The organism is Pseudomonas putida (genome assembly GCF_009883635.2).
In the GTDB taxonomy this organism is placed as follows: domain Bacteria; phylum Pseudomonadota; class Gammaproteobacteria; order Pseudomonadales; family Pseudomonadaceae; genus Aquipseudomonas; species Aquipseudomonas putida_W.
Window position 1 is genome coordinate 920544 of sequence record NZ_CP026115.2, and the last position, 21402, is coordinate 941945.

At 66.9% G+C, this 21402-nt stretch carries 2 protein-coding genes; both read right to left on the reverse strand.

Features of this window, described 5'->3' with window-relative positions:
* Positions 1-27: 27 nt before the first annotated feature.
* The gene (locus C2H86_RS04215) at positions 28-13641 is read right to left on the reverse strand and encodes a non-ribosomal peptide synthase/polyketide synthase (RefSeq protein ID WP_163985935.1); all 13614 of its coding nucleotides are present in this window, start codon (positions 13639-13641) and stop codon (positions 28-30) included.
* Complete coding sequence (locus tag C2H86_RS04220; RefSeq protein WP_163985937.1) at positions 13634-21400, reverse strand: non-ribosomal peptide synthetase; 7767 nt, start codon at positions 21398-21400, stop codon at positions 13634-13636. Before C2H86_RS04220 ends, C2H86_RS04215 begins: the two co-directional genes overlap by 8 nt.
* Positions 21401-21402: the final 2 nt, after the last annotated feature.

A 21402-nucleotide genomic window follows, 5' to 3' on the forward strand; every position in this document is an offset into this window, starting at 1 on the left:
CCTCCCTCGATTGAATGACGAAAAGACTCAGCCCAGCCGTTGCAGGCAGTGTTCGATCAACAGCTCCAGCTCGGCGCGGTAGTCGTCCATCAGCGCTTGCACGGTTTCCGGGCGGTAGCGGCGCGTGCTGTAGACACAGCGCAGCGCCAGGCAGCCGTCGTAGACCTGACCGATGATCTCCAGCCAGTTGCCCAGGCGCGCCACAGGGCTGTAGCAGTCCCCCGTGCCCTCGGCCGCCGGCACCAGCAGCGCCTTGTCGTCGAAACTCTGGTCGAACTGCCCCAGGTAGTTGAAGGTGATCCGCGCCTGTGGCAGGCGCGCCAGGCGCTCGCCGAGTGCGGGTTCACCCAGGTAGCGCAGCACGCCGTAACCGATACCCTTGTTCGGTACCGCCTGCAGTTGCCCCTGGATAGCCAGGATCGAGCTGCCGATATCCGCCTCGGGCTGCAGGCGTACCGGGAACATGCTGGTGAACCAGCCCAGCGTGCGCGACAGGTCCAGGGCCTCGAACAGGTCTTCGCGGCCATGGCCTTCCAGTTGCACCAGCACCGACTCCTGTTCGCTCCAACGGCACAGCACACGGCCCAGGGCGGTCAGCAACAAATCGTTGATCTGCGTGCCATAGGCTGCTGGCGCTTCTTTGAGCAGGCGGCTGGTCGGGGTGCTGTCAAGCACCACCCTGGCCACCGCCTGTTCACTGACCTGGTTGCGGCCCCTCGGGTTGTCGCACGGCAGGTCCTGGCCCGGACGGTCCAGTTGCCCCAGCCACCAGTCGCTTTCTTCGGTGGCGATACGCCCGGCGTCCTGCACCAGGCGCTCGACCCAGGCGCGGTAGCTACTGCTGCGCATCGGCAACGTGGGTTCCTGGCCCAGGCAGCAGGCCTCGTAGGCAGTGCGCAGGTCCTCCAGCAACACCCGCCACGACACCGCATCCACCACCAGGTGGTGGATCACCAGCAACAGGCGGGCTTCACCATCGGCCATGGATACGTGCATGGCACGCCACATCGGGCCCTCGGCCAGGTCCAGGCTGCGTTGTGCCTGGTTGGCCAGCTCCTCCAGCGCCTTGGCATCGGCGGCCTCGCGACACCACAGCTGCGGCGCGCAGGCGTCTTCGGCCAGGTAGTGCTGTAGCCAACGCCCGCTGTCACGGCTGAAGCGCAGGCGCAGCGAATCGTGATGCTGCTGGATCACGCCAAGGGCACGCTCCAGTGCATCCAGGTCCAGCGCGCCGCGCGCCTTGAGCATCAGTGCCTGGTTGAAGTGCTGCGGCTCGCGCATGTCCTCGGCGAACAGCCATTCCTGGATCGGCAGCAGGCGGAAGGCGCCTTCGGCGGCCTGCAGGCTGTCGTCCTCGAGCTTGCCGCTGACCGTTTCCACTGGCCGCTCGCAGATGCCGGCGATGGTCTGATAACGCAACAGGTCACGCAGCTTCAGGTCGAGTTCCAGGCCTGGGTGGTTCTTCACCCGCGACACCACCTGCAAGCTGAGGATCGAGTCACCACCCAGCTCGAAGAAGTTGTCTTCGATGCCGACCTGCTCGACCTGCAGCACTTGTGCCCAGATCTCGGCCAGCAGCTGTTCTTCGAGGTTGCGTGGCGCCACATAGGCCTCTTGCTGGAAGCTCGGTTCCGGCAGCGCCTTGCGATCCAGCTTGCCGTTGGGCGTGACCGGGAACGCGGGCAACACCATGACCTGCATGGGCACCATCCAGTCCGGCAGGCTGGCGCGCAGGGCCATCTTCAGCCGGTCTCCCGACAGCGATGACTCACCCACCACGTAGCCCACCAGTTGCTTGCCCGAAGCACTGTCGCGTGCCACCACCAAGGCATCCTCGACACCCGGCTGGCGACGCAGCGCTGCTTCGACTTCACCCAACTCGATACGGAAACCGCGGATCTTCACCTGCTGGTCGATACGCCCCAGGTAATCGAGAATGCCGTCTTCGCGCAGGCGTACCAGGTCGCCGGTGCGATACAGCCGTGCGCCGGGTTTGCCGAACGGATCGGGCATGAAGCGTTCGGCGCTTTGCCCAGGGCGGTTCTGATAGCCACGGGCGACTCCTTCACCACCAATGTACAGCTCGCCGGCGAAGCCCACCGGCAACGGGTTGAGCTGCTCGTCCAGCACATGCAGGCTGCGCTCGCCGACGGCACGCCCGATGGGCGCGTAGTCGGCGCCGCAGCGGTCACCGCCCGCCGCCTTCCACAGCAACGGCGTGACCACGGTCTCGGTGGGGCCGTAGCCATTGGTGAAGTAGCGCGGGCGCAGTGCTGCGCGGACCTGCTCGAAGCTGCGCTCCGGTACCGCATCACCACCGAAGCAGTAGATGCGCACTGGCGGCGCCGGCATACCACTGCCCTCGACGAACTCGGCCATCTGCTTGAGGTAGGCAGGCGGGAAACAGGCGATGTCGATACGCTGCTCGTGCAGCGCGCGGCAGGTCTGCTCCGGGGTCCACAGGCTGCCATCGCGAATCACCAGCGTGCCACCGACCATCAACGTGGTCAGCCAGCGTTCATGGGCGCCGTCGAAGGCGAACGACATGAAGTGCAGCTCGCGTACGCCAGGTTCCATCTCGTACAGCTCGGCAATGGCCTGGCAATGCATGCTCAGTGGCCCTTGCGGCACCGCTACGCCTTTCGGCCGGCCGGTCGAGCCCGAGGTGTAGATCAGGTAGGCCAGGTTGCCCGGCTGCGCCTGCGACACGGGTGCGGTTTCTGGCCAATGGCCCTGGTCTTCGGCATCGAGCAGCACGCGCTGCAGGGCAGCCGGTGCCGGCACGCGGTCCTGCAGCCCGTTCTCGGTGATGAGCAAGCCCATCCCCGAGTCCTCGACCATGTAGGCCAGGCGCTCGGCCGGGTAGTCGATATCCAGCGGCAGGTAGGCGGCGCCGCTCTTCATCACCGCCAGCAAGGCCACCAGGGTTTTCACCGAACGCTCCAGGGCGACGCCGACGACCACTTCGGGGCCTGCGCCCAGAGTTTGCAGGCGATGAGCCAGGCGGTTGGCCGAGCGCTCCAGTTGCAGGTAGTCGAGCTGCTGCGCGCCACACTGAACCGCCAGCGCTTGCGGGCGCTGCTCGGCATGGCGGGCGATCAGCCCGACCAGCGACTGTGCCTGCCAGGTATTGCCGGGCGCCATGCTCCAGCCCTGCAAGGCCGAGCGTTGTGCCGCAGGCAGGCGCTGCAGGTTGCCCAGGGCCACCTGTGGGTTGGCGAGGATTTCTTCCAGCAGGTGCTCCATCATGGCCCGAATGCCTTGCACCACCGGCTCGCTGAAGCAACCACGCAAGTACAGGTATTCGATCGACAGCTGCTCGCCCAGGTGCACCGCCAGGTCCATCGGGAAGTTGGTGACGTCGTGGTTGGACGACTGGCCGAAGCTCAGCCCACTGGCCGCGCTCTCGCCCAGGCGCTGGTCGATCGGGTAGTTCTCGAAGACGATGATGCTGTCGAACAGCGGCTGCCCGCCCTGCCCAGACCAGCGCTGCACGTCAGCCAACGGCGCATGGGCGTGCTCGCGCAGTTCCAGGTTGTCGCGCTGCAAGGCCTGCAGCCAGTCGAGCAGTGTCTGTTCGGCATCCATCCGGCCAATCACCGGCAGGGTGTTGATGAACAGGCCCAGCATGCGGTCTGCCCCAGCCAGGCCTTCAGGCCGGCCGGCGACGGTGGCGCCGAAGCACGGCGCCGCCTGGCCGGTGTAGCGCTGCAGCAACAGCAGCCAGGCGCCCTGCACCAGGGTGTTGGCGGTGATGCGCAGTTCGCGGCAACGCTGCTGCAGGCGGGCGGTACGCTCGCCGTCCCAGCGGGTGTAGAGCGCGTGATGGCCCGGTTCGTCGCTGACATGCCGCGGGTGCACGGCCTGGCTCAGCGAGGTCGGTTCGTCCAGGCGTTGCAGGCGCTCTTTCCAGAAGCCCTCGAGGGCGCCCTGATCCTGGCGCTGCAGCCAGGCGATGAAGTCGCGATAGCGGCCGACCTCTCCGTTGCTGCTGCCTTGGTGGTACTGCTCCATCACCTCGCCGAACAACTGCGAGCTGGACCAGCCATCCATGAGGATGTGGTGGCTGGTCCAGGCCATGTGGTAGCTGTGCTCCGCCACGCGGATCAGCAGCAGCCGCTGCAGCGGCGCGCGGGTCAGGTCGAAGCCGCGGGCGCATTCCGTTTCGGCACGCGCGGCGAGGCGTTGCTCGTCGACCGCCTCGGCGCGCCAGTCGAGCAGTTCGAAGTCCAGGCGGGCCTGGCGGTGCACCACTTGCACCGGGCGCGGCAGCCCTTGCCAGTGGAAGCTGGTGCGCAGGATGTCGTGGCGGGCCATGACACGCTGCCAGGCGGCGGCGAAGCGTTGCGGGTCGAGGCCCTCGACAGGCAGGCAGACCTGGTTGACATACAGCGCCGAGCCACCGTCGGAGAGGGTGTGGAACAGCATGCCCTCCTGCATCGGCGACAGCGCGTAAACGTCCTCGATGTCATCCACTGCCACCGGCAACGCGTCGAGCTGGGCCTGGTCGAGGCCGGCCAGCGGGAAGTCCGTCGCTGTCACGCCACGGTTGGCCGGTTGCTGGCAATGCTCCACCAGCGCCCGCAGGGCGTCTTCGAATGCTGTCGCCAGCGCCTGTACCCGGCTTGCCTCGAAGGTGCAGGTGCTGAACGTCCAGCTCAGGCTCAACACACCTTCGTGCACCTGGCCATCCAGGCTCAGCCAGTTGCCCAGCGGTGCATCGTCGTCGATGCCGCTGCCGGCCGATTCATCCGCCAGGCGCCACAGCGCATCCTCTGCCGAGCCCGTATCGAACTGGCCCAGGTAGTTGAAGGTGATGCGTGGCTGCGGCAGAGCGGCCAGCGCCTCCCGGGCTGCCTGTGGGCCGAGGTGGCGCAGCAGGCCATAGCCGATGCCTTTGTTCGGCACGCTGCGCAATTGTTCCTTGATGCGCTTGATCGACGTGCCGATATCGGCAGCGGGTTGCAGGCGCACCGGGTACAGGCTGGTGAACCAGCCCAGGGTACGCGACAGGTCGATAGCGTCGAACAGTTCCTCGCGGCCATGCCCTTCCAGCTGTACCAGTGCCGATGCCTCGCCGCTCCAGGCGCAAAGGGCCTGGGCCAGGGCGGTCAGCAGCAGGTCGTTGACCTGGGTGCGATAGGCCGCCGGTGCCTCTTGCAGCAGCGCGCGGGTCAATGCAAGGTCGAAGCGGCTGGTGAGTGTGTGGGCATGGCGTTTGGCCTGGCTACCCTCTGGGTGGTCGGCAAGGATGCCTTCGCCACCCTCGGCAAGCTGCGCCTGCCAGTAGCTCAGTTCGTCGTTCATCGCTTCTGACTGCGCGTGAGCGACCAGGCTTTCACCCCAGGCCTTGTACGCGCTGGTCTTGGCTGGCAGGCGCGGTACATCGCCCTGCTGCAACTGGCGGTAAGTGGCTTGCAGGTCTTCCAGCAGAATGCGCCAGGAAACACCGTCGATGACCAAGTGGTGAGCCACCAGCAGCAAGCGCTGGCTGCCATCGGCCAGGCTGGCAAGCAGCGCACGGCACAGCGGACCGTGCTCCAGCGACAGGCTGCGCTGGGCCTCGGCGGCCACGGGTTCGAGAGTTTCGACCTGTACGCACTGCAGCTGCACGGCTTGGTCGACGGCGGCGTGGTACTGGACCCAACCCGCTGCGTCCTGGCGATAGCGCAAGCGCAGGGCGTCGTGGTGCAGCGTCACGAGCTGCAGCGCGGCGCGCAGCAGCTCGCCATCCAGAGGTTCGACCGGCGCCAGCAGCAGGGCCTGGTTCCAGTGATGGCGGGCAGGAATGTCCGTTTCGAAGAACAGCTGCTGGATAGGCAGCAACGGTGCCTCGCCAGTCACCGGGCCTTGCTCGACCTGGCTGGCTTCGCTCTGGTCGACGACGCCGGCAAGGCGCTGCAGGGTCTGCTGCTCGAAAACGTCCTTGGGCGTGAAGCGCAGGCCTTGCTGGCGGGCACGGCTGACCAGCTGGATCGAGACGATGGAATCACCGCCCAGTTCGAAGAAGTTGTCGTTGAGCCCCACCTGCTCGACTTTCAGCACATCCTGCCAGATGCCAGCCAGGCGTTGCTCCAGTTTGCTCTGCGGCGCCAGGTACTCGCGCCGGGACTGGCCCAGCTCCGGTTTCGGCAGTGCCTTGCGGTCGAGCTTGCCGTTGGGCGACAGCGGCATGCGCTCAAGCAGCACCCACTGTGTGGGCACCATGTAGTCCGGCAGCACGGCCGCAAGGTGTGCCTTGATTGCTTCCAGGCTGTCGGCCTGCTCGGCTACCAGGTAGGCCACCAGTTGTCCCTCAGCAGCCACCACCACTGCCTCGCGCACGGTGTCCTGCTCTTGCAGGCGTGCTTCGATCTCGCCCAGCTCGATGCGCAGGCCACGGATCTTCACCTGATGGTCGATGCGCCCGGCATACTCGATCACGCCGTCCTCGCGCTGGCGCGCCAGGTCACCGGTGCGGTACAGCCGCTGGCCAGTGCCGAACGGGCTGGTGACGAAGCGCTCGGCGGTCAGCGATGGACGACGGTGGTAACCACGGGCCAGGCCAATGCCGCCCAGGTACAGCTCGCCGGTCACGCCCGGGCTGACCGGGTTCAGTTCGCCGTCCAGCACGTAGGTCTGCAGGTTGGCGATTGGCTGGCCGATCGGCACCGCATCCTTGCCTTCTTCGACGCAGGTCCAGTGGGTCACGTCGATGGCCGCTTCGGTCGGGCCGTACAGGTTGTACAGGCCGCTCTGCGGCAGCAGCGCCAGGGTCTGGCGTTGCAGTTCCACCGGCAGTGCTTCGCCGGAGCAGATGATGCGCTGCAGCGAGGTGCAGCGGGCGGCGTTTTCGTCAGCGACGAAGGCCTGCAACATCGACGGCACGAAGTGCAGCGTGCTGATCTGCTCGCGGGTGATCAGCTCGGCCAGGCGCGCCGGGTCGCGGTGGTCACCAGGCAGCGCCATGACCAGGCGTGCGCCTTCCATCAGCGGCCAGAAGAATTCCCACACCGACACGTCGAAGCTGAATGGCGTTTTCTGCAGCACGCTGTCATTGGCGGTGAGCGAGTAAGCCTCCTGCATCCAGGCCAGGCGGTTGTGCAAGGCGATATGGCGGTTGCCGGCGCCCTTCGGCTTGCCGGTGGAACCGGAGGTGTAGATGACGTAAGCGAGGTTTTCCGGGTGCAGCTCTACAGCCGGGTTGTGCGCCTCGAGAGCGCTCCAGGCCTCAGCCCGGTCCAGATCGAGCACCGCCAGCCCGGCCGGGATCGGCAGGCCATCGCGCAGGTGCGACTGGGTCAGCAGCAAGGTAATGCCGCTGTCTTCGAACATGTAGGCCAGGCGGTCCTGCGGGTACTCCGGGTCCAGCGGCACATAGGCGCCACCGGCCTTGAGAATGGCCAGCAGGCCGACGACCATTTCCACCGAACGCTCGGCGGCAATGCCCACCAGCACGTCCGGGCCGACGCCCTGGCCGCGCAGATACTGAGCCAGGCGGTTGGCCTCGGCATTCAGTTCGGCGTAGCTCAAGGTGCAGTCGGCGAAGGTCAGCGCCGGTGCTTGCGGCTGAAGAATGACGTGCTGTTCGAACAGCTGGTGCACATAAGGCGTGCCTGGGTAGCTCCGCGCCGTGGCATTCCACTGCTCGACGACTTGCTGGCGGTCGTTTTCCTCCAGCAGCGGCAGCTCGCCCAGAGGGCTATCAGGGTGCGCCATGAACTGCAGCAGCAACTGGGTCAGTTGCCCGGCGATGCGGCGGATAGTCGGCTCGGCGAAGTCCTGTGTCAGGTAGTTGAAGGCCAGTTCCAGCTCATCGCCGACCTGGGCGATCAGGGTCAGGGCATAGCCGCTTTGCTCGCTGTAGCCCAGGTTGCTGAAACCAAGGCCGCCCGGGGCCGCTTGCAGGGCTTCGGAAACCGGATAGTTCTCGAACACCAGCAGCGTGTCGAACAGCGCCTCGCCATTACGCCCGGCCAGGCGTTGCACGTCTGCCAACGGTGTATGTTCGTGGTCGCGCAGCGCAAGGTTCTGCGCCTGCACCGCCTGGGCCCACTGGGCGACGCTGAGCGCGCCATCCGGGCTGGCGATCACCGGCAGGCTGTTGATGAACAGGCCCAGTTGCTGCTCGATCCCCGGCAGCTCCACCGGGCGCCCGGATACGGTGGCGCCGAAAGCCACGCTGCGCTGGCCGGTGTACCGCTGCAACAGCAGCAGCCAGGCCGACTGCACCAGGGTGTTGAGGGTCACCTGCTGCTGCCGGGCAAAGGCCTGCAGGCGGCGGGTCTGCTCGCCGTTCAACCGAGCGCTGTGCAAAGCCTGGCCGGACTCGGCCAGGTCCGCCCGGGCGCAGGCCAGGGCCAGCCGGGTCGGCTCCTCCAGGGGCGCCAGCTGCGCCTGCCAGAAGCGCTCGCTGGCCGCCTGGTCCTGGCCCTGCAACCAGGCGAGGTAGTCCTGGTAGCGGCCTTCCGGCGCGACGACGGCCTGGCCGGCATAGGTTTGCAGCACCTCGCCGAGCAGGCGCGAGTTGCTCCAGCCGTCCATCAGGATGTGGTGGCTGGTGTAGATCAGGTGATGGCTGTCAGCGCCAGTGCGCAGCAGGCACAGGCGCAGCAGCGGTGGGCAGGCCAGATCGAAACCGCGGTCCAGCTCACGGCTGGCACGTTCGTCGAGCAGGCGGGCAGTGCCATCACCGCCCTCCTCGACCACGATTTCCAGGCTGGCCTGGCGGTGAATGACCTGGCGCGGCGCTTCCAGCCCGGCGTCCCAGAGGAAGCCTGCGCGCAGCAGTTCATGGCGGTCGACCGCCTGCTGCCAGGCACTGGCGAAGCGTTCGACGTCGAGGCCACGGATATCCAGGCGCATCTGGTTGACGTAGGTACGGCCGCTGGCTTCGTACAAGCTGTGGAACAGCATGCCTTGCTGCATGGGCGACAGCGGATAGATCTCGGCGATGGCCCGGGCAGGCAATGCCAGGGCATCGAGTTGAGCCTGGCCAAGCCCGGCCAGCGGCACATCGCTCGGGGTCAGCCCGGCGTTGGTCTCGACCAGGCAGTGCGCGATCAGCGCCTCCAGGGCCTGCTGGTAGGCCTCGGCCAGGCGTGCGATGGTTGCCTCGGCGTACACCTCGCCGCTGAAGGTCCAGTTCAGGCTCAGTTCGCCGCCGAACACCTGGCCATCGACGCTCAGCCAGTTGCCCAGCGGCGCCTGTGGATCTTGCCCGGCACCACGCCCTTCGCTGGCGGGCACCCACAACGCGCCCTCGGCGAATTCGCCGTCGAACTGCCCCAGGTAGTTGAAGGTGATGCGCGGTTGCGCCAGGGCGGCCAACGCTGCGCGTGCCTCATCGCTACCCAGGTGGCGCAACAGGCCATGGCCCAGGCCTTTGTCCGGATTCGCGCGCAGCTGCTCCTTGATGCCCTTGATGGCGGCACCAAGGTCGCTGGCTGGCGTCAGGCGCACCGGGAACATGCTGGTGAACCAGCCCAGCGTGCGTGACAGGTCGATGTCGCTGAACAGGTCTTCGCGGCCGTGTCCTTCCAGTTGCACCAGCGCCGACGCCTCGCCACTCCAGGCACAGACGACCTGGGCCAGGGCCGTCAGCAGCAGGTCGTTGACCTGGGTGCGGTACGCCGCTGGCGCTTCCTGCAGCAATTGACGGGTACGGGTAGCGTCCAGCCGGGTGGCGACGCTGCGGGCATGCCGGTTGTCCATCCCCCCTTGCGGATTGTCCCGCGGCAGATCCTGCGGCGCGCCTTCCAGCAGCTGCTGCCAGTAGCCGAGCTGCGCGACCATCGGCGCGGAGCGGGCATGTTCGCCCAGGCGCTCGCCCCAGGCCTTGTACGAGGTGGTCTTGGCCGGCAACTGCAGCGTCTGCCCCGCCTGCAGCTGGCGATAAGCCGTCTGCAGGTCTTCGAGCAGGATACGCCAGGAAACGCCATCGATGACCAGGTGGTGAATCGCCAGCAGCAAGCGCTGTGTACCGTCCGGCAAGGTGATCAGGCCCAGGCGCAGCATGGGGCCTGCGCCCAGGTCGAGGCTGCGCTGCACTTCGCTGCAGTACGCAGGCAGTTCGTCGAGGTTGGCCAACTGCCGCTGCCAGATCAGTCCTTCGGCACTCGCCTGTGGCTGATGGCGCTGTACCCAGCCACCGTCCAACGGCTGGTAGCGCAGGCGCAGGGCATCATGCTGTTGCAGCAACGCGGCCAGGGCCCGGGTCAGCAGTTCGCCGTCCAGCGGCTCGGCCGGGGCCAGCAGCAGCGACTGGTTCCAGTGCTGACGGTTGGGGATCTCAGTGGAGAAGAACGTCTGCTGGATCGGCAGCAGCGGTGCCTCACCGGTCACCGGCCCCTGGTCGATCTGCAGGGTCTCGCTCAGTTGCGCCACAGTGGCCAGGCGGCGAATGCTCTGATGCTGGAACAGGTCACGCGGGGCGAAGCGGATCCCGGCCTGGCGTGCCCGGCTGACGATCTGGATGGAGATGATCGAATCCCCGCCCAACTCGAAGAAATTGTCGTCCACGCCGACCTGTTCCAGGCGCAGCACGTCCTGCCAGATCAGCGCCAGGCGCTGCTCCAGGGCATTGCGCGGTGCCTGGTACTCGCTGCGCGATTGCGCCGGGTCGGGCTTGGGCAGGGCCTTGCGGTCGAGCTTGCCGTTGGGCGACAGCGGCATCTGTTCGAGCAGTACCCACTGCGCTGGCACCATGTAATCCGGCAGCACATCCAGCAATTGCGCCTTGACGCCTTGCAGGTAGCCGCCCTGAATCTCGGCCTCAGCGCGTGCCAGAGAAGTCGGCTCTGGTACCACATGGGCCACCAGCTGCTTGCCGCTCGGGCCATCGGCGGCCACCACCACCGCTTCACGCACCGCGTCCTGCTCTTGCAGGCGTGCTTCGATCTCACCCAGCTCGATGCGCAGGCCGCGGATCTTCACCTGGTGGTCGATGCGCCCGGCATACTCGATCACGCCGTCCTCGCGCTGACGCGCCAGGTCGCCGGTGCGGTACAGCCGCTGGCCAGTGCCGAACGGGCTGGTGACGAAGCGCTCGGCGGTCAGCGATGGACGACGGTGGTAACCACGGGCCAGGCCAATGCCGCCCAGGTACAGCTCGCCGGTCACGCCCGGGCTGACCGGGTTCAGTTCGCCGTCCAGCACGTAGGTCTGCAGGTTGGCGATTGGCTGGCCGATCGGCACCGCATCCTTGCCTTCTTCGACGCAGGTCCAGTGGGTGACGTCGATGGCCGCTTCGGTCGGGCCGTACAGGTTGTACAGGCCGCTCTGCGGCAGCAGCGCCAGGGTCTGGCGTTGCAGTTCCACCGGCAACGCTTCGCCGGAGCAGATGATGCGCTGCAGCGAGGTGCAGCGGGCGGCGTTTTCGTCAGCGACGAAGGCCTGCAGCATCGACGGCACGAAGTGCAGCGTGCTGATCTGCTCGCGGGTGATCAGCTCGGCCAGGCGCGCCGGGTCGCGGTGGTCACCGGGCAGCGCCATGACCAGGCGTGCGCCTTCCATCAGCGGCCAGAAGAATTCCCACACCGACACGTCGAAGCTGAATGGCGTTTTCTGCAGCACGCTGTCATTGGCGGTGAGCGAGTAAGCCTCCTGCATCCAGGCCAGGCGGTTGTGCAAGGCGATATGGCGGTTGCCGGCGCCCTTCGGCTTGCCGGTGGAGCCGGAGGTGTAAATGACATAGGCGAGGTTTTCCGGGTGCAGTGCCACGTCCGGGTTGTGCGCGTCCAGCGCATCCCAGGCTTCGGCTCGATCCAGATCGAGCACCGCCAGCCCGGCCGGAATCGGCAGGCCATCGCGCAGGTGCGACTGGGTCAGCAGCAAGGTGATGCCGCTGTCTTCGAACATGTAGGCCAGGCGGTCCTGCGGGTATTCCGGGTCCAGCGGCACATAGGCGCCACCGGCCTTGAGAATGGCCAACAGGCCGACGACCATTTCCACCGAGCGCTCGGCGGCAATGCCCACCAGCACGTCCGGGCCGACGCCCTGGCCGCGCAGATACTGAGCCAGGCGATTGGCCTCGGCATTGAGTTCGGCGTAGCTCAAGGTGCGGTCGGCAAAGGTCAGTGCCGGCGCTTGCGGTTGGCGAGCGGCTTGCTGTTCGAACAGCTGGTGCACATAAGGCGTACCTGGGTAGTCCCGCGCCGTGGCGTTCCAGCCAGTGATCGCCAGCGCTCGCTCTTCATCGTGCAGCATGGGCAAATCGCCCATGCGCTGTGCCGGCGCTTCGATGATCGCCTGCAACAGGTTCTGCCAGTGCACGGCCATGCGCTGGACGCGAGGTGCATCGAACAGGTCGGTCGAATAGATCAGCGAGGCGCTGAGCCCCTGCGGGTGCTCGACACAGTCCAGACTCAGGTCGAACTGCGCACTGGGCATGGCCCATTGCATCTGGGCCACATCCAGCCCCGGCAGCTTCACGCCGTCACTGATAGCGCCCTCGCTCACCTGATAGTTGAACATCACCTGGAACAATGGGCTGTGGCTCAGGCTGCGCTCCGGCTGCAGGGCTTCGACCAGCTGTTCGAAGGGCAGATCCTGGTGGGCCTGGGCTTCCAGTGCAGCCTGGCGCACCTGCTTGAGCAGGTCGAGGAAGCCTGCCTGGCCATCGACGTCCGCGCGCAGCACCTGCGTGTTGACGAAAAAGCCCAGCAGGCGCTCGGTCTCGGCGCGGTTGCGGTTGGCCGATGGCACGCCAACACGGATGTCAGCCTGGCCGCTGTAGCGATGCAGCAACAACTGGAACGAGGCCAGCAGCACCATGAACGGTGTGCATCCCTGGGCCTGGGCCAGTTGCCGGATGCCCTGCAGCAGCGCGGCTGGCAGCTCGAGAATTTCCCGTGAGCCCTGGCTGCTGCGGCGCGCCGGCCGTGGGCGGTCGAACGGTAGTTCCAGCGGGCCTTGCTCCCCGGCCAGGCGCTGCGTCCAGTAATTCAGCTGACGCTCGCGCTCGCCAGCGGCCAGCCACTGGCGTTGCCAGCCGGCGTAGTCGACATACTGAATCGGCAAGGCCGGCAGCTGCGCTGCATGCCCCTGGCAGTGAGCCTGGTACAGGCTGATCAGTTCATCGACCATCAACTGCATGGACCAGCCGTCGGAGACGATATGGTGCTGGGTCAGGACCAGTACGCGGTCCGCATCGCCCACTTCCAGCAGCGCCACCCGCAACAGCGGGCCCGTCTCCAGGTCGAACGGGCGAGTCGCTTCGGCCTCGATGGCGGCCAGCAATGCCGGCTCGTCAACTTGCCCAAGCTGACGCGTGTCAATCGTCAGCGACCCGGCCGCCTCGATGCACTGGCGTGGCTGGCCGTCGGCATCGAGGAAGAAGCGCGTGCGCAGCGTCTGATGCCGCGTCGCCAGGTCGTCGAATGCCTGGCGCAGGGCCTCGAGGTTCAATGCCCCGCGCAGGCGCAGCACGGTGACCATGTTGTAGGCAGCGCCTTCCGGGTCCAGTTGCCAGAGCACCCACTGGCGCTGCTGGGCATGGGAGAGGCGCAGTGTCTCGCCGTCGGCCAGCGGCACGATGGGCAGGCGGCCCAGATCGACACCTTTCTCCAGCAGGCGCTTGAACAGGGCCACACGCTTGTCGTGGCCCAGCCCGCTGATCCGCTGGACCAGCTCATTGCCCTGTTGGGTCCCTTGCTTAAGCATCAAATGCCTCCAATTCGTCCAAGGCGTCAAAAATGGCGTCGTAGTCTTGCTCTGCCGGGCCCGCGCTACCTGTCACCAGGGCGGCCAAGGCGCCGAGGTCGTCGGCGAGGTAGGCGTCCTGGATCGGCAATTCGACGGAGAACTCGGTCTTGATTCGGGAAACCAGGCGCACCATCAGCAACGAATGCCCGCCCAGTTCGAAGAAGTTGTCATTGAGGCCGACCCGCTCGACCTTGAGCACCTCCTGCCAGATGCCGGCCAGGCGTTGCTCCAGTTCGCTCTGCGGCGCCAGGTACTCGCGCCGGGACTGGCCCAGCTCCGGTTTCGGCAGTGCCTTGCGGTCGAGCTTGCCGTTGGGCGACAGCGGCATGCGCTCAAGCAGCACCCACTGCGCGGGCACCATGTAGTCCGGCAGCACGGCCGCAAGGTGTGCCTTGATTGCTTCCAGGCTGTCGGCCTGCTCGGCTACCAGGTAGGCCACCAGTTGTCCCTCAGCAGCCACCACCACTGCCTCGCGCACGGTGTCCTGCTCTTGCAGGCGTGCTTCGATCTCGCCCAGCTCGATGCGCAGGCCGCGGATCTTCACCTGATGGTCGATGCGCCCGGCATACTCGATCACGCCGTCCTCGCGCTGGCGCGCCAGGTCGCCGGTGCGGTACAGCCGCTGGCCAGTGCCGAACGGGCTGGTGACGAAGCGCTCGGCGGTCAGCGATGGACGACGGTGGTAACCACGGGCCAGGCCAATGCCGCCCAGGTACAGCTCGCCGGTCACGCCCGGGCTGACCGGGTTCAGTTCGCCGTCCAGCACGTAGGTCTGCAGGTTGGCGATTGGCTGGCCGATCGGCACCGCATCCTTGCCTTCTTCGACGCAGGTCCAGTGGGTGACGTCGATGGCCGCTTCGGTCGGGCCGTACAGGTTGTACAGGCCGCTCTGCGGCAGCAGCGCCAGGGTCTGGCGTTGCAGTTCCACCGGCAACGCTTCGCCGGAGCAGATGATGCGCTGCAGCGAGGTGCAGCGGGCGGCGTTTTCGTCAGCGACGAAGGCCTGCAGCATCGACGGCACGAAGTGCAGCGTGCTGATCTGCTCGCGGGTGATCAGCTCGGCCAGGCGCGCCGGGTCGCGGTGGTCACCGGGCAGCGCCATGACCAGGCGTGCGCCTTCCATCAGCGGCCAGAAGAATTCCCACACCGACACGTCGAAGCTGAATGGGGTTTTCTGCAGCACGCTGTCATTGGCGGTGAGCGAGTAAGCCTCCTGCATCCAGGCCAGGCGGTTGTGCAAGGCGATATGGCGGTTGCCGGCGCCCTTCGGCTTGCCGGTGGAGCCGGAGGTGTAAATGACATAGGCGAGGTTTTCCGGGTGCAGTGCCACGTCCGGGTTGTGCGCGTCCAGCGCATCCCAGGCTTCGGCTCGATCCAGATCGAGCACCGCCAGCCCGGCAGGAATCGGCAGGCCATCGCGCAGGTGCGACTGGGTCAGCAGCAAGGTGATGCCGCTGTCTTCGAACATGTAGGCCAGGCGGTCCTGCGGGTACTCCGGGTCCAGCGGCACATAGGCACCACCGGCCTTGAGGATTGCCAACAGGCCGACGACCATTTCCACCGAACGCTCGGCGGCAATGCCCACCAGCACGTCCGGGCCGACGCCCTGGCCGCGCAGATACTGAGCCAGGCGGTTGGCCTCGGCATTCAGTTCGGCGTAGCTCAAGGTGCAGTCGGCGAAGGTCAGCGCCGGTGCTTGCGGCTGAAGAATGACGTGCTGTTCGAACAGCTGGTGCACATAAGGCGTGCCTGGGTAGTCCCGTGCCGTGGCATTCCAATCCTTCACGATTCGCGAATGAGCCTCTGCGTCGACCAGCCCGAAGCTGCCCAGCAAGGCATGCGGCGCGCTGGCGAAGCCTTGCAGCAGATGGCGCAGCTCGGCCGCTATTTGCTGCACCTGCGCAAGGCCGAAGACCTGGCGCTGGTAGGCGAAGGTCAGCTGCATCTGATCCCGCGCTTCGGCAATCAGGGTCAGCGGGTAGCCGCTGTATTCCTGATAGTCCAGGCCCGACAGACGCAGCCCGGCACTGCTGTCCGACAGGCTCTGGGCCAGCGGATAGTTCTCGAACACCAGCAGGCTGTCGAACAACGCCTCGCCATGGCGCCCGGCCGCTGCCTGGATGGCATACAGCGGCAGGTATTCGTATTCGCGCAGGCGCAGGTTGAGCGCCTGCACTTCCCGCACCCAGTCGGCGACCGGCATCTGCCCTTGCGGCTCGGCGGCCACCGGCAGGGTGTTGATGAACAGACCCAGTTGCTGCTCGATCCCCGGCAACTCCGCCGGGCGCCCGGACACGGTGGCGCCGAAGCAGGGCCGACGCTGGCCGGTGCGGCGCTGCAACAGCAGCGCCCAGGCGGCCTGCAGCACGCTGTTGAGGGTGACTTGCTGGGCCTGCGCAAAGTGCTTCAGGGCCTGGCTCAATACCTCGCCCAGCTCCAGTACCACCGCGCCCTGCCCGGATTCATTGGCATCACGTGTACCGCCGAGCAGTGTCGGGCCGTCCAGGTCGAGCAGTTGGGCTTTCCAGAACGCATCGGCACCCGCGCGATCCTGCTGCTGCAACCAGCCGAGGTAGTCGCTGCGCGTCGCCTGCGCCACTGCGGCAGGCTGCCCCGAATAGGCCTGCATCACGGCGGCAAAGAGCAACGAATTGCTCCAGCCGTCCATCAGGATGTGGTGGCTGGTGTAGATCAGGTGATGGCGCTGCGGCCCAGTGCGCACCAGTACCAGGCGCAGCAGCGGCGCCTGGCCAAGGTCGAAGGCACGTGCCTGCTCGGCCTGCGCCAGCGCTTCGAGGCGGGCGTCGATATCGGCCTCGCCGGCCCAGTCGAAGCGTTCGACCGGTAGCTGGACATGGCGCAACACCACCTGGCGTGGCGCTTCCAGGCCCTGCTCCCAGGCAAACCCGGCGCGCAGCGATTCATGCTGGTCGAGCGCCTGCTGCCAGGCCTGGATGAAGCGCTCAGGGTCGAGATCGTCGAGGTCCAGGCGCAGGCGGTTGACGTAGCTGCTGGCCTGGCCGTCGTACAGGCTGTGGAACAGCATGCCTTCCTGCATGGGTGCCAGCGGGTAGATATTCTCGACCTGGCGCAGGTCGACCGGCAGCGCATCCAGTTGCGCCTGCGTCAGGCCGGCCAGCGGGAAGTCGGCCGGCGTGGCGCCACCGGCCTGGCTGTCGAGGCAGTGGGCCACCAGCGCGGCCAGTTCCCGGGCGTAGCCGTCGGCCAGGCTGGCGATTGCCGGCTCATCAAACATCAGTTCGCTGAAGGTAAAGCCCAATTCGAGCTCGCCACCCAGCACCTGGCCGTTGACGCTCAGCCAGTTGCCCAGTGGCGCATCAGCCGCCTGGGTGGCGCCAACGCTTTCCACGGCAGGTGCGAACAGCCGGTCTTCGCCAAAGCCCTGGTCGAACTGGCCGAGGTAGTTGAAGGTTACCCGCGCTTGCGGCAGCGCTTGCAACGCCGCCTGCTGCGCCGGGCTGCCGAGGTAACGCAGCACGCCATGGCCGATGCCGCGCCCGGGTACGCCACGCAACTGCTCCTTGATGGCCTTGAGTGAGCCGGCCAGGTCATCGGCAGGGGTCAACGCCACCGGGAACAGGCTGGTGAACCAACCCACGGTACGGCTCAGGTCCACACCGTCGAACAGGTCTTCGCGGCCGTGGCCTTCTAGCTGGACCAGCGCACTGCCCTGCCCGGTCCAGCGGCACAGCACCCGCGCCAGGGCGGTCAGCAGCAGGTCGTTGACTTGCGTGCGGTAGGCCGCTGGTGCCTGCTGCAGCAGGCTTTGCGTGGTGTCGGCATCCAGCCGGCAGCGCACGGTGCGGGCATGACGCACCTGCAGCCCGGCGTCACGGCGTGCTGCAGGCAGGTCGCCGGTCTGCCCCGCGAGGGTCGCTTGCCAGTAGGCCAGTTCTGCATCACGGGCAGGTTCCTGGGCCCAGCCCACCAGGCGCTCGGCCCAGGCCTTCAATGCCGTGCCCTTCTCCGCCAGCGCGGGTGTGCGCCCGGCCAACAGGGCGACGCAGGCCTGCTCCAGGTCTTCCAGCAGCACCCGCCAGGACACACCGTCGACCACCAGGTGATGAATCACCAGCAGCAGGCGCTGCCCACCTTCGGCAAGCTCACACAGCACTGCACGCAGCAGCGGCCCTTGCGCGAGATCGAGGCTGCCCTGTGCCTCTTCGGCGATGGCCTGCAGTTGTGCGGCATCGGCCGCCTGACGATGCCAGAGCATTGCGCCTGGTACGCCCGCACGGTGTTCGGCATTCCAGCTGCCGTCCGCCTGGTTGAAGGCCAGGCGCAGTGCGTCGTGCTGGTTGACCAATAGCGCCAGGGCCTGTTCGACGATGTTCGCCGTCAGCGCCTGGCGTGGCTGCAGCATGACCGCCTGGTTGTAGTGCCCAGGCTGGTTCAGGGCCAGCTCGAAGAAGCGCGCCTGCACCGGCAGCAGCGGCATGGCACCGCTGACCTGCGCAACCGCAGCAGGCTTGGCCGCCACGGGGGCCACTTTGGCGACCTGGGCCAGCTGAGTGATGGTCTGCTTCTCGAACAGCTGGCGCGGGGTCAGCTTGATGCCCTGACGCTTGGCCCGGGCGATGATCTGCAGGCTGAGGATGGAGTCGCCACCCAGTTCGAAGAAGTTGTCTTCGACGCCGATGTCGTCACGCTTGAGCACCGCTTGCCAGATGGCCAGCAGTTGCTCCTCCAGCGGTGTGCTGGCGGCGACATGGCGCTTGAGTTGCACCTGCGGCTGCGGCAGGGCACGGCGGTCCAGCTTGCCGTTGGCAGTCAGCGGCAGGCGCTCCAGCAACAGCAGATGGGCCGGTACCAGGTAGTCCGGCAGCAGCGCCTGCAACTGCGCGCGCAGGGCCTCGACGCTCAGCTGAGGGGTGCCCGGCACGCACCAGCCGACCAGCTGCAGCTGTGCTGCGTCGTCCGCTTGCGGTACTGCCAACACCACGGCGTCATGCACGCCCGCCAGGCCACGCAGCACGCGGCCGACCTCCCCTGGCTCGACACGATAACCACGGATCTTCACCTGGTCGTCGGCACGCCCGAGGAAGTGCAGCAGGCCTGCGTTGTCGCGCTGCACGCGGTCACCGCTGCGGTACAGGCGCGTGCCCGACGCGCCAAACGGGTCGGGCACGAAACGCTCGGCGGTCAGTGCCGCCTGGCCCAGATAACCTTGCGCCAGGCTCTCGCCGCCAATGTACAACTCACCCGCGACGCGCGCGGGCAGCACGTTGAGCACATCGTCCAGCACCCGCACGCTGGCCCCCGGCAGCGCCACGCCCAATGGCATTGCTTGCGTCACTGCACCTTGCAGTTCGTGGGTCAGCACGCCGACCGTGGTTTCGCTGGGGCCGTAGTGGTTGATGAAGCGGCAGCCGGGCTTGAGCTCGCGCACCTTCTGGTACAGCGCGGGCGAGCAGGCTTCGCCACCGACGATCAGAGCATGCTCGGGCAGCACGTCGGCGGCATTGGCTGCCTGCAGCAGGCCGTTGAGGTGGCTGGGGACGATCTTCAGCACACCGATGCGCTGCTCGGCCATGTAGGCGGCAAACGCATCCGGGTCGAAGCCCAGCGCCTCCGGCAGCACATGCAGGGTGCGCCCGGAACACAGGGCGCCGAACAGCACCGTGTGGCCAAGGTCGGCAGCGATGGTGGAGACCAGCGCCATGCTCGCATCCGCGGCCAGATCCAGGCGTTGCAGCAGGCCATCGACATAGCTGGCCAGCGCGCCATGGCTGACCACCACACCCTTCGGTTGGGCGGTCGAGCCGGAGGTGTGGATCACGTAGGCCGGTGCACCTGCCAGTGTCCAGGTTTCTGGCGCATCACCCGGCAACGAGGCCCAGCGCTCTGGCGCATAGGGCTGTACCTGGCAACCAGACGCTGCCAGCGCCTGCTGGCGCAGCTCAGCAGCATCGCACAGCAGAACCTGCGGGCCGCTACGCTGCAGCATGCCTTGCAGGCGCTCGGTCGGCGCCTTGATGTCCAGCGGCATGTACACGCCACCGGCCTTGAGAATGCCCAACAGGCACACCAGCCAATCCAGCGAGCGCTCCATCAGCACCGCGACCGGTGCCCCCGTGGTTACGCCCAGGTCACGCAGATGATGGGCCAGGCGATTGGCCTGGCTGTCCAGTTCGGCATGGCTGAGCTGCTGCCCCGCACACGCGGCCGCGATGCCGTCGGGTTGGCGGCGCACCTGTTCGTCCCAGCGCTGCAGGACCAGGGCCGGCTGCTCACGGTGACCGACAACCTCTGCGGCAGGCGCCTTGACCAGGGTATGCAGCGGCGAATCTGGCGCGGCCAGCAAGGTCTCGAACAGCTCACGCAATGCAGCGATGAACCCTTCAATAGTGGAACGCTGGTAGAGATCGCTGGCGTAGGTCATCTCGCCGTGCACCAGGCTGCCGTCGTCGGTGATGTCCAGGGCGAGGTCGAAGTGGGTGCCTTCCTTGCGCAGCGGATACTCGCTGACGGCCAGCCCCGGCAGTTGCAGCGCGGTCTGCTTCTGCACGCCGACGTTCTGGTTGAACTTGGCCTGGAACAGTGGGTTGTGGCCAAGGCTGCGCTCGGGCGCGAGCACTTCCACCAGTTGCTCGAAGGGCAGCTCCTGATTGGCCTGGGCGGCGAAAGTCGCCTCGCGCACCTGCACCAGCAGTTCACTCAGCGACAGGCGCTCGTCGACCACGCAACGCAGCACCTGGGTGTTGACGAAGAAGCCGATCAGCCCTTCCACCTCTTCGCGCCCACGGTTGGCGTTGGGCACGCCGATGCGGATGTCGCGCTGGCCGGAATGGCGCGAGAGGAACAGCGCGTAGCCGGTCAGCATCAGCATGAACAGCGTCACGCCCTGGCCCCGGGCTGCATCGCGCAGGCGCTGCGACAGCGGCCCGCCGAAATCGAACTTGAGAGTCTCGCCCTGCAGGCTCTGAACGGGCGGGCGCGGGAAATCGGCCGCCACGTCGAGCAGCTGGTGTTCGTCGCCCAGTTGCTCGCGCCAGTGCTGCAACTGGCGCTCACCCTCGCCCGCTTCCAGCCAGCGGCGCTGCCACACGGCGTAGTCGGCATACTGCAACGGCAGCGCTGGCAGGCCCTGGGCGCCGCCCTGATAGCACTGGACGAATTCGCGGACCATCACATCCATCGACCAACCGTCGCAGACGATGTGGTGCATGCACACTACCAGCACGTGTTCATCCTGGCCCAGACGGAACAGGCTGGCACGCAGCAATGGGCCATTGAGCAGGTCGAACGGGCGACCGACTTCGTCTTCCACCTGGCGGGCCAGCTCGGCCTCGTCGGCCGTGCCGAGGTCGACATACCGCAGGGTCAGGGGCTCGGCCGCGAGCACTCGTTGCAGCGGCTGGTCGCCGTCGACCTGAAACACGGTGCGCAGCGCTTCGTGGCGCTCGACAAGGGCGTCGAAGGCGCCCTGCAAACGGCTTTGGTCCAGCTCTCCCTCCAGACGCAGGCCGGCCGCCATGTTGTAGGCCGCGCTCTGCGGGTCGAGCTGCCAGAGGAACAGCAGGCGCTGCTGGGCGTAGGACAGTGGAATGGCCTCAAGGCCATGGCGGCTGACCGGGATCGGCAGCAGGCCGAAGTCCTTGCCATCCTGGTGCAGCTTGGCGAGGAACTGACGGCGTTGTTCGAGCGGCAACCCGATGAACTTCTCGGCGATACGCAGCGTAGTGTTGCGGGTCATGC

Bases quoted from the DNA above. Each gene is read 5' to 3' on its own strand.
- C2H86_RS04215 (WP_163985935.1), bottom strand. From the start codon at position 13,641: ATGCTTAAGCAAGGGACCCAACAGGGCAATGAGCTGGTCCAGCGGATC.
- C2H86_RS04220 (WP_163985937.1), bottom strand. From the start codon at position 21,400: ATGACCCGCAACACTACGCTGCGTATCGCCGAGAAGTTCATCGGGTTG.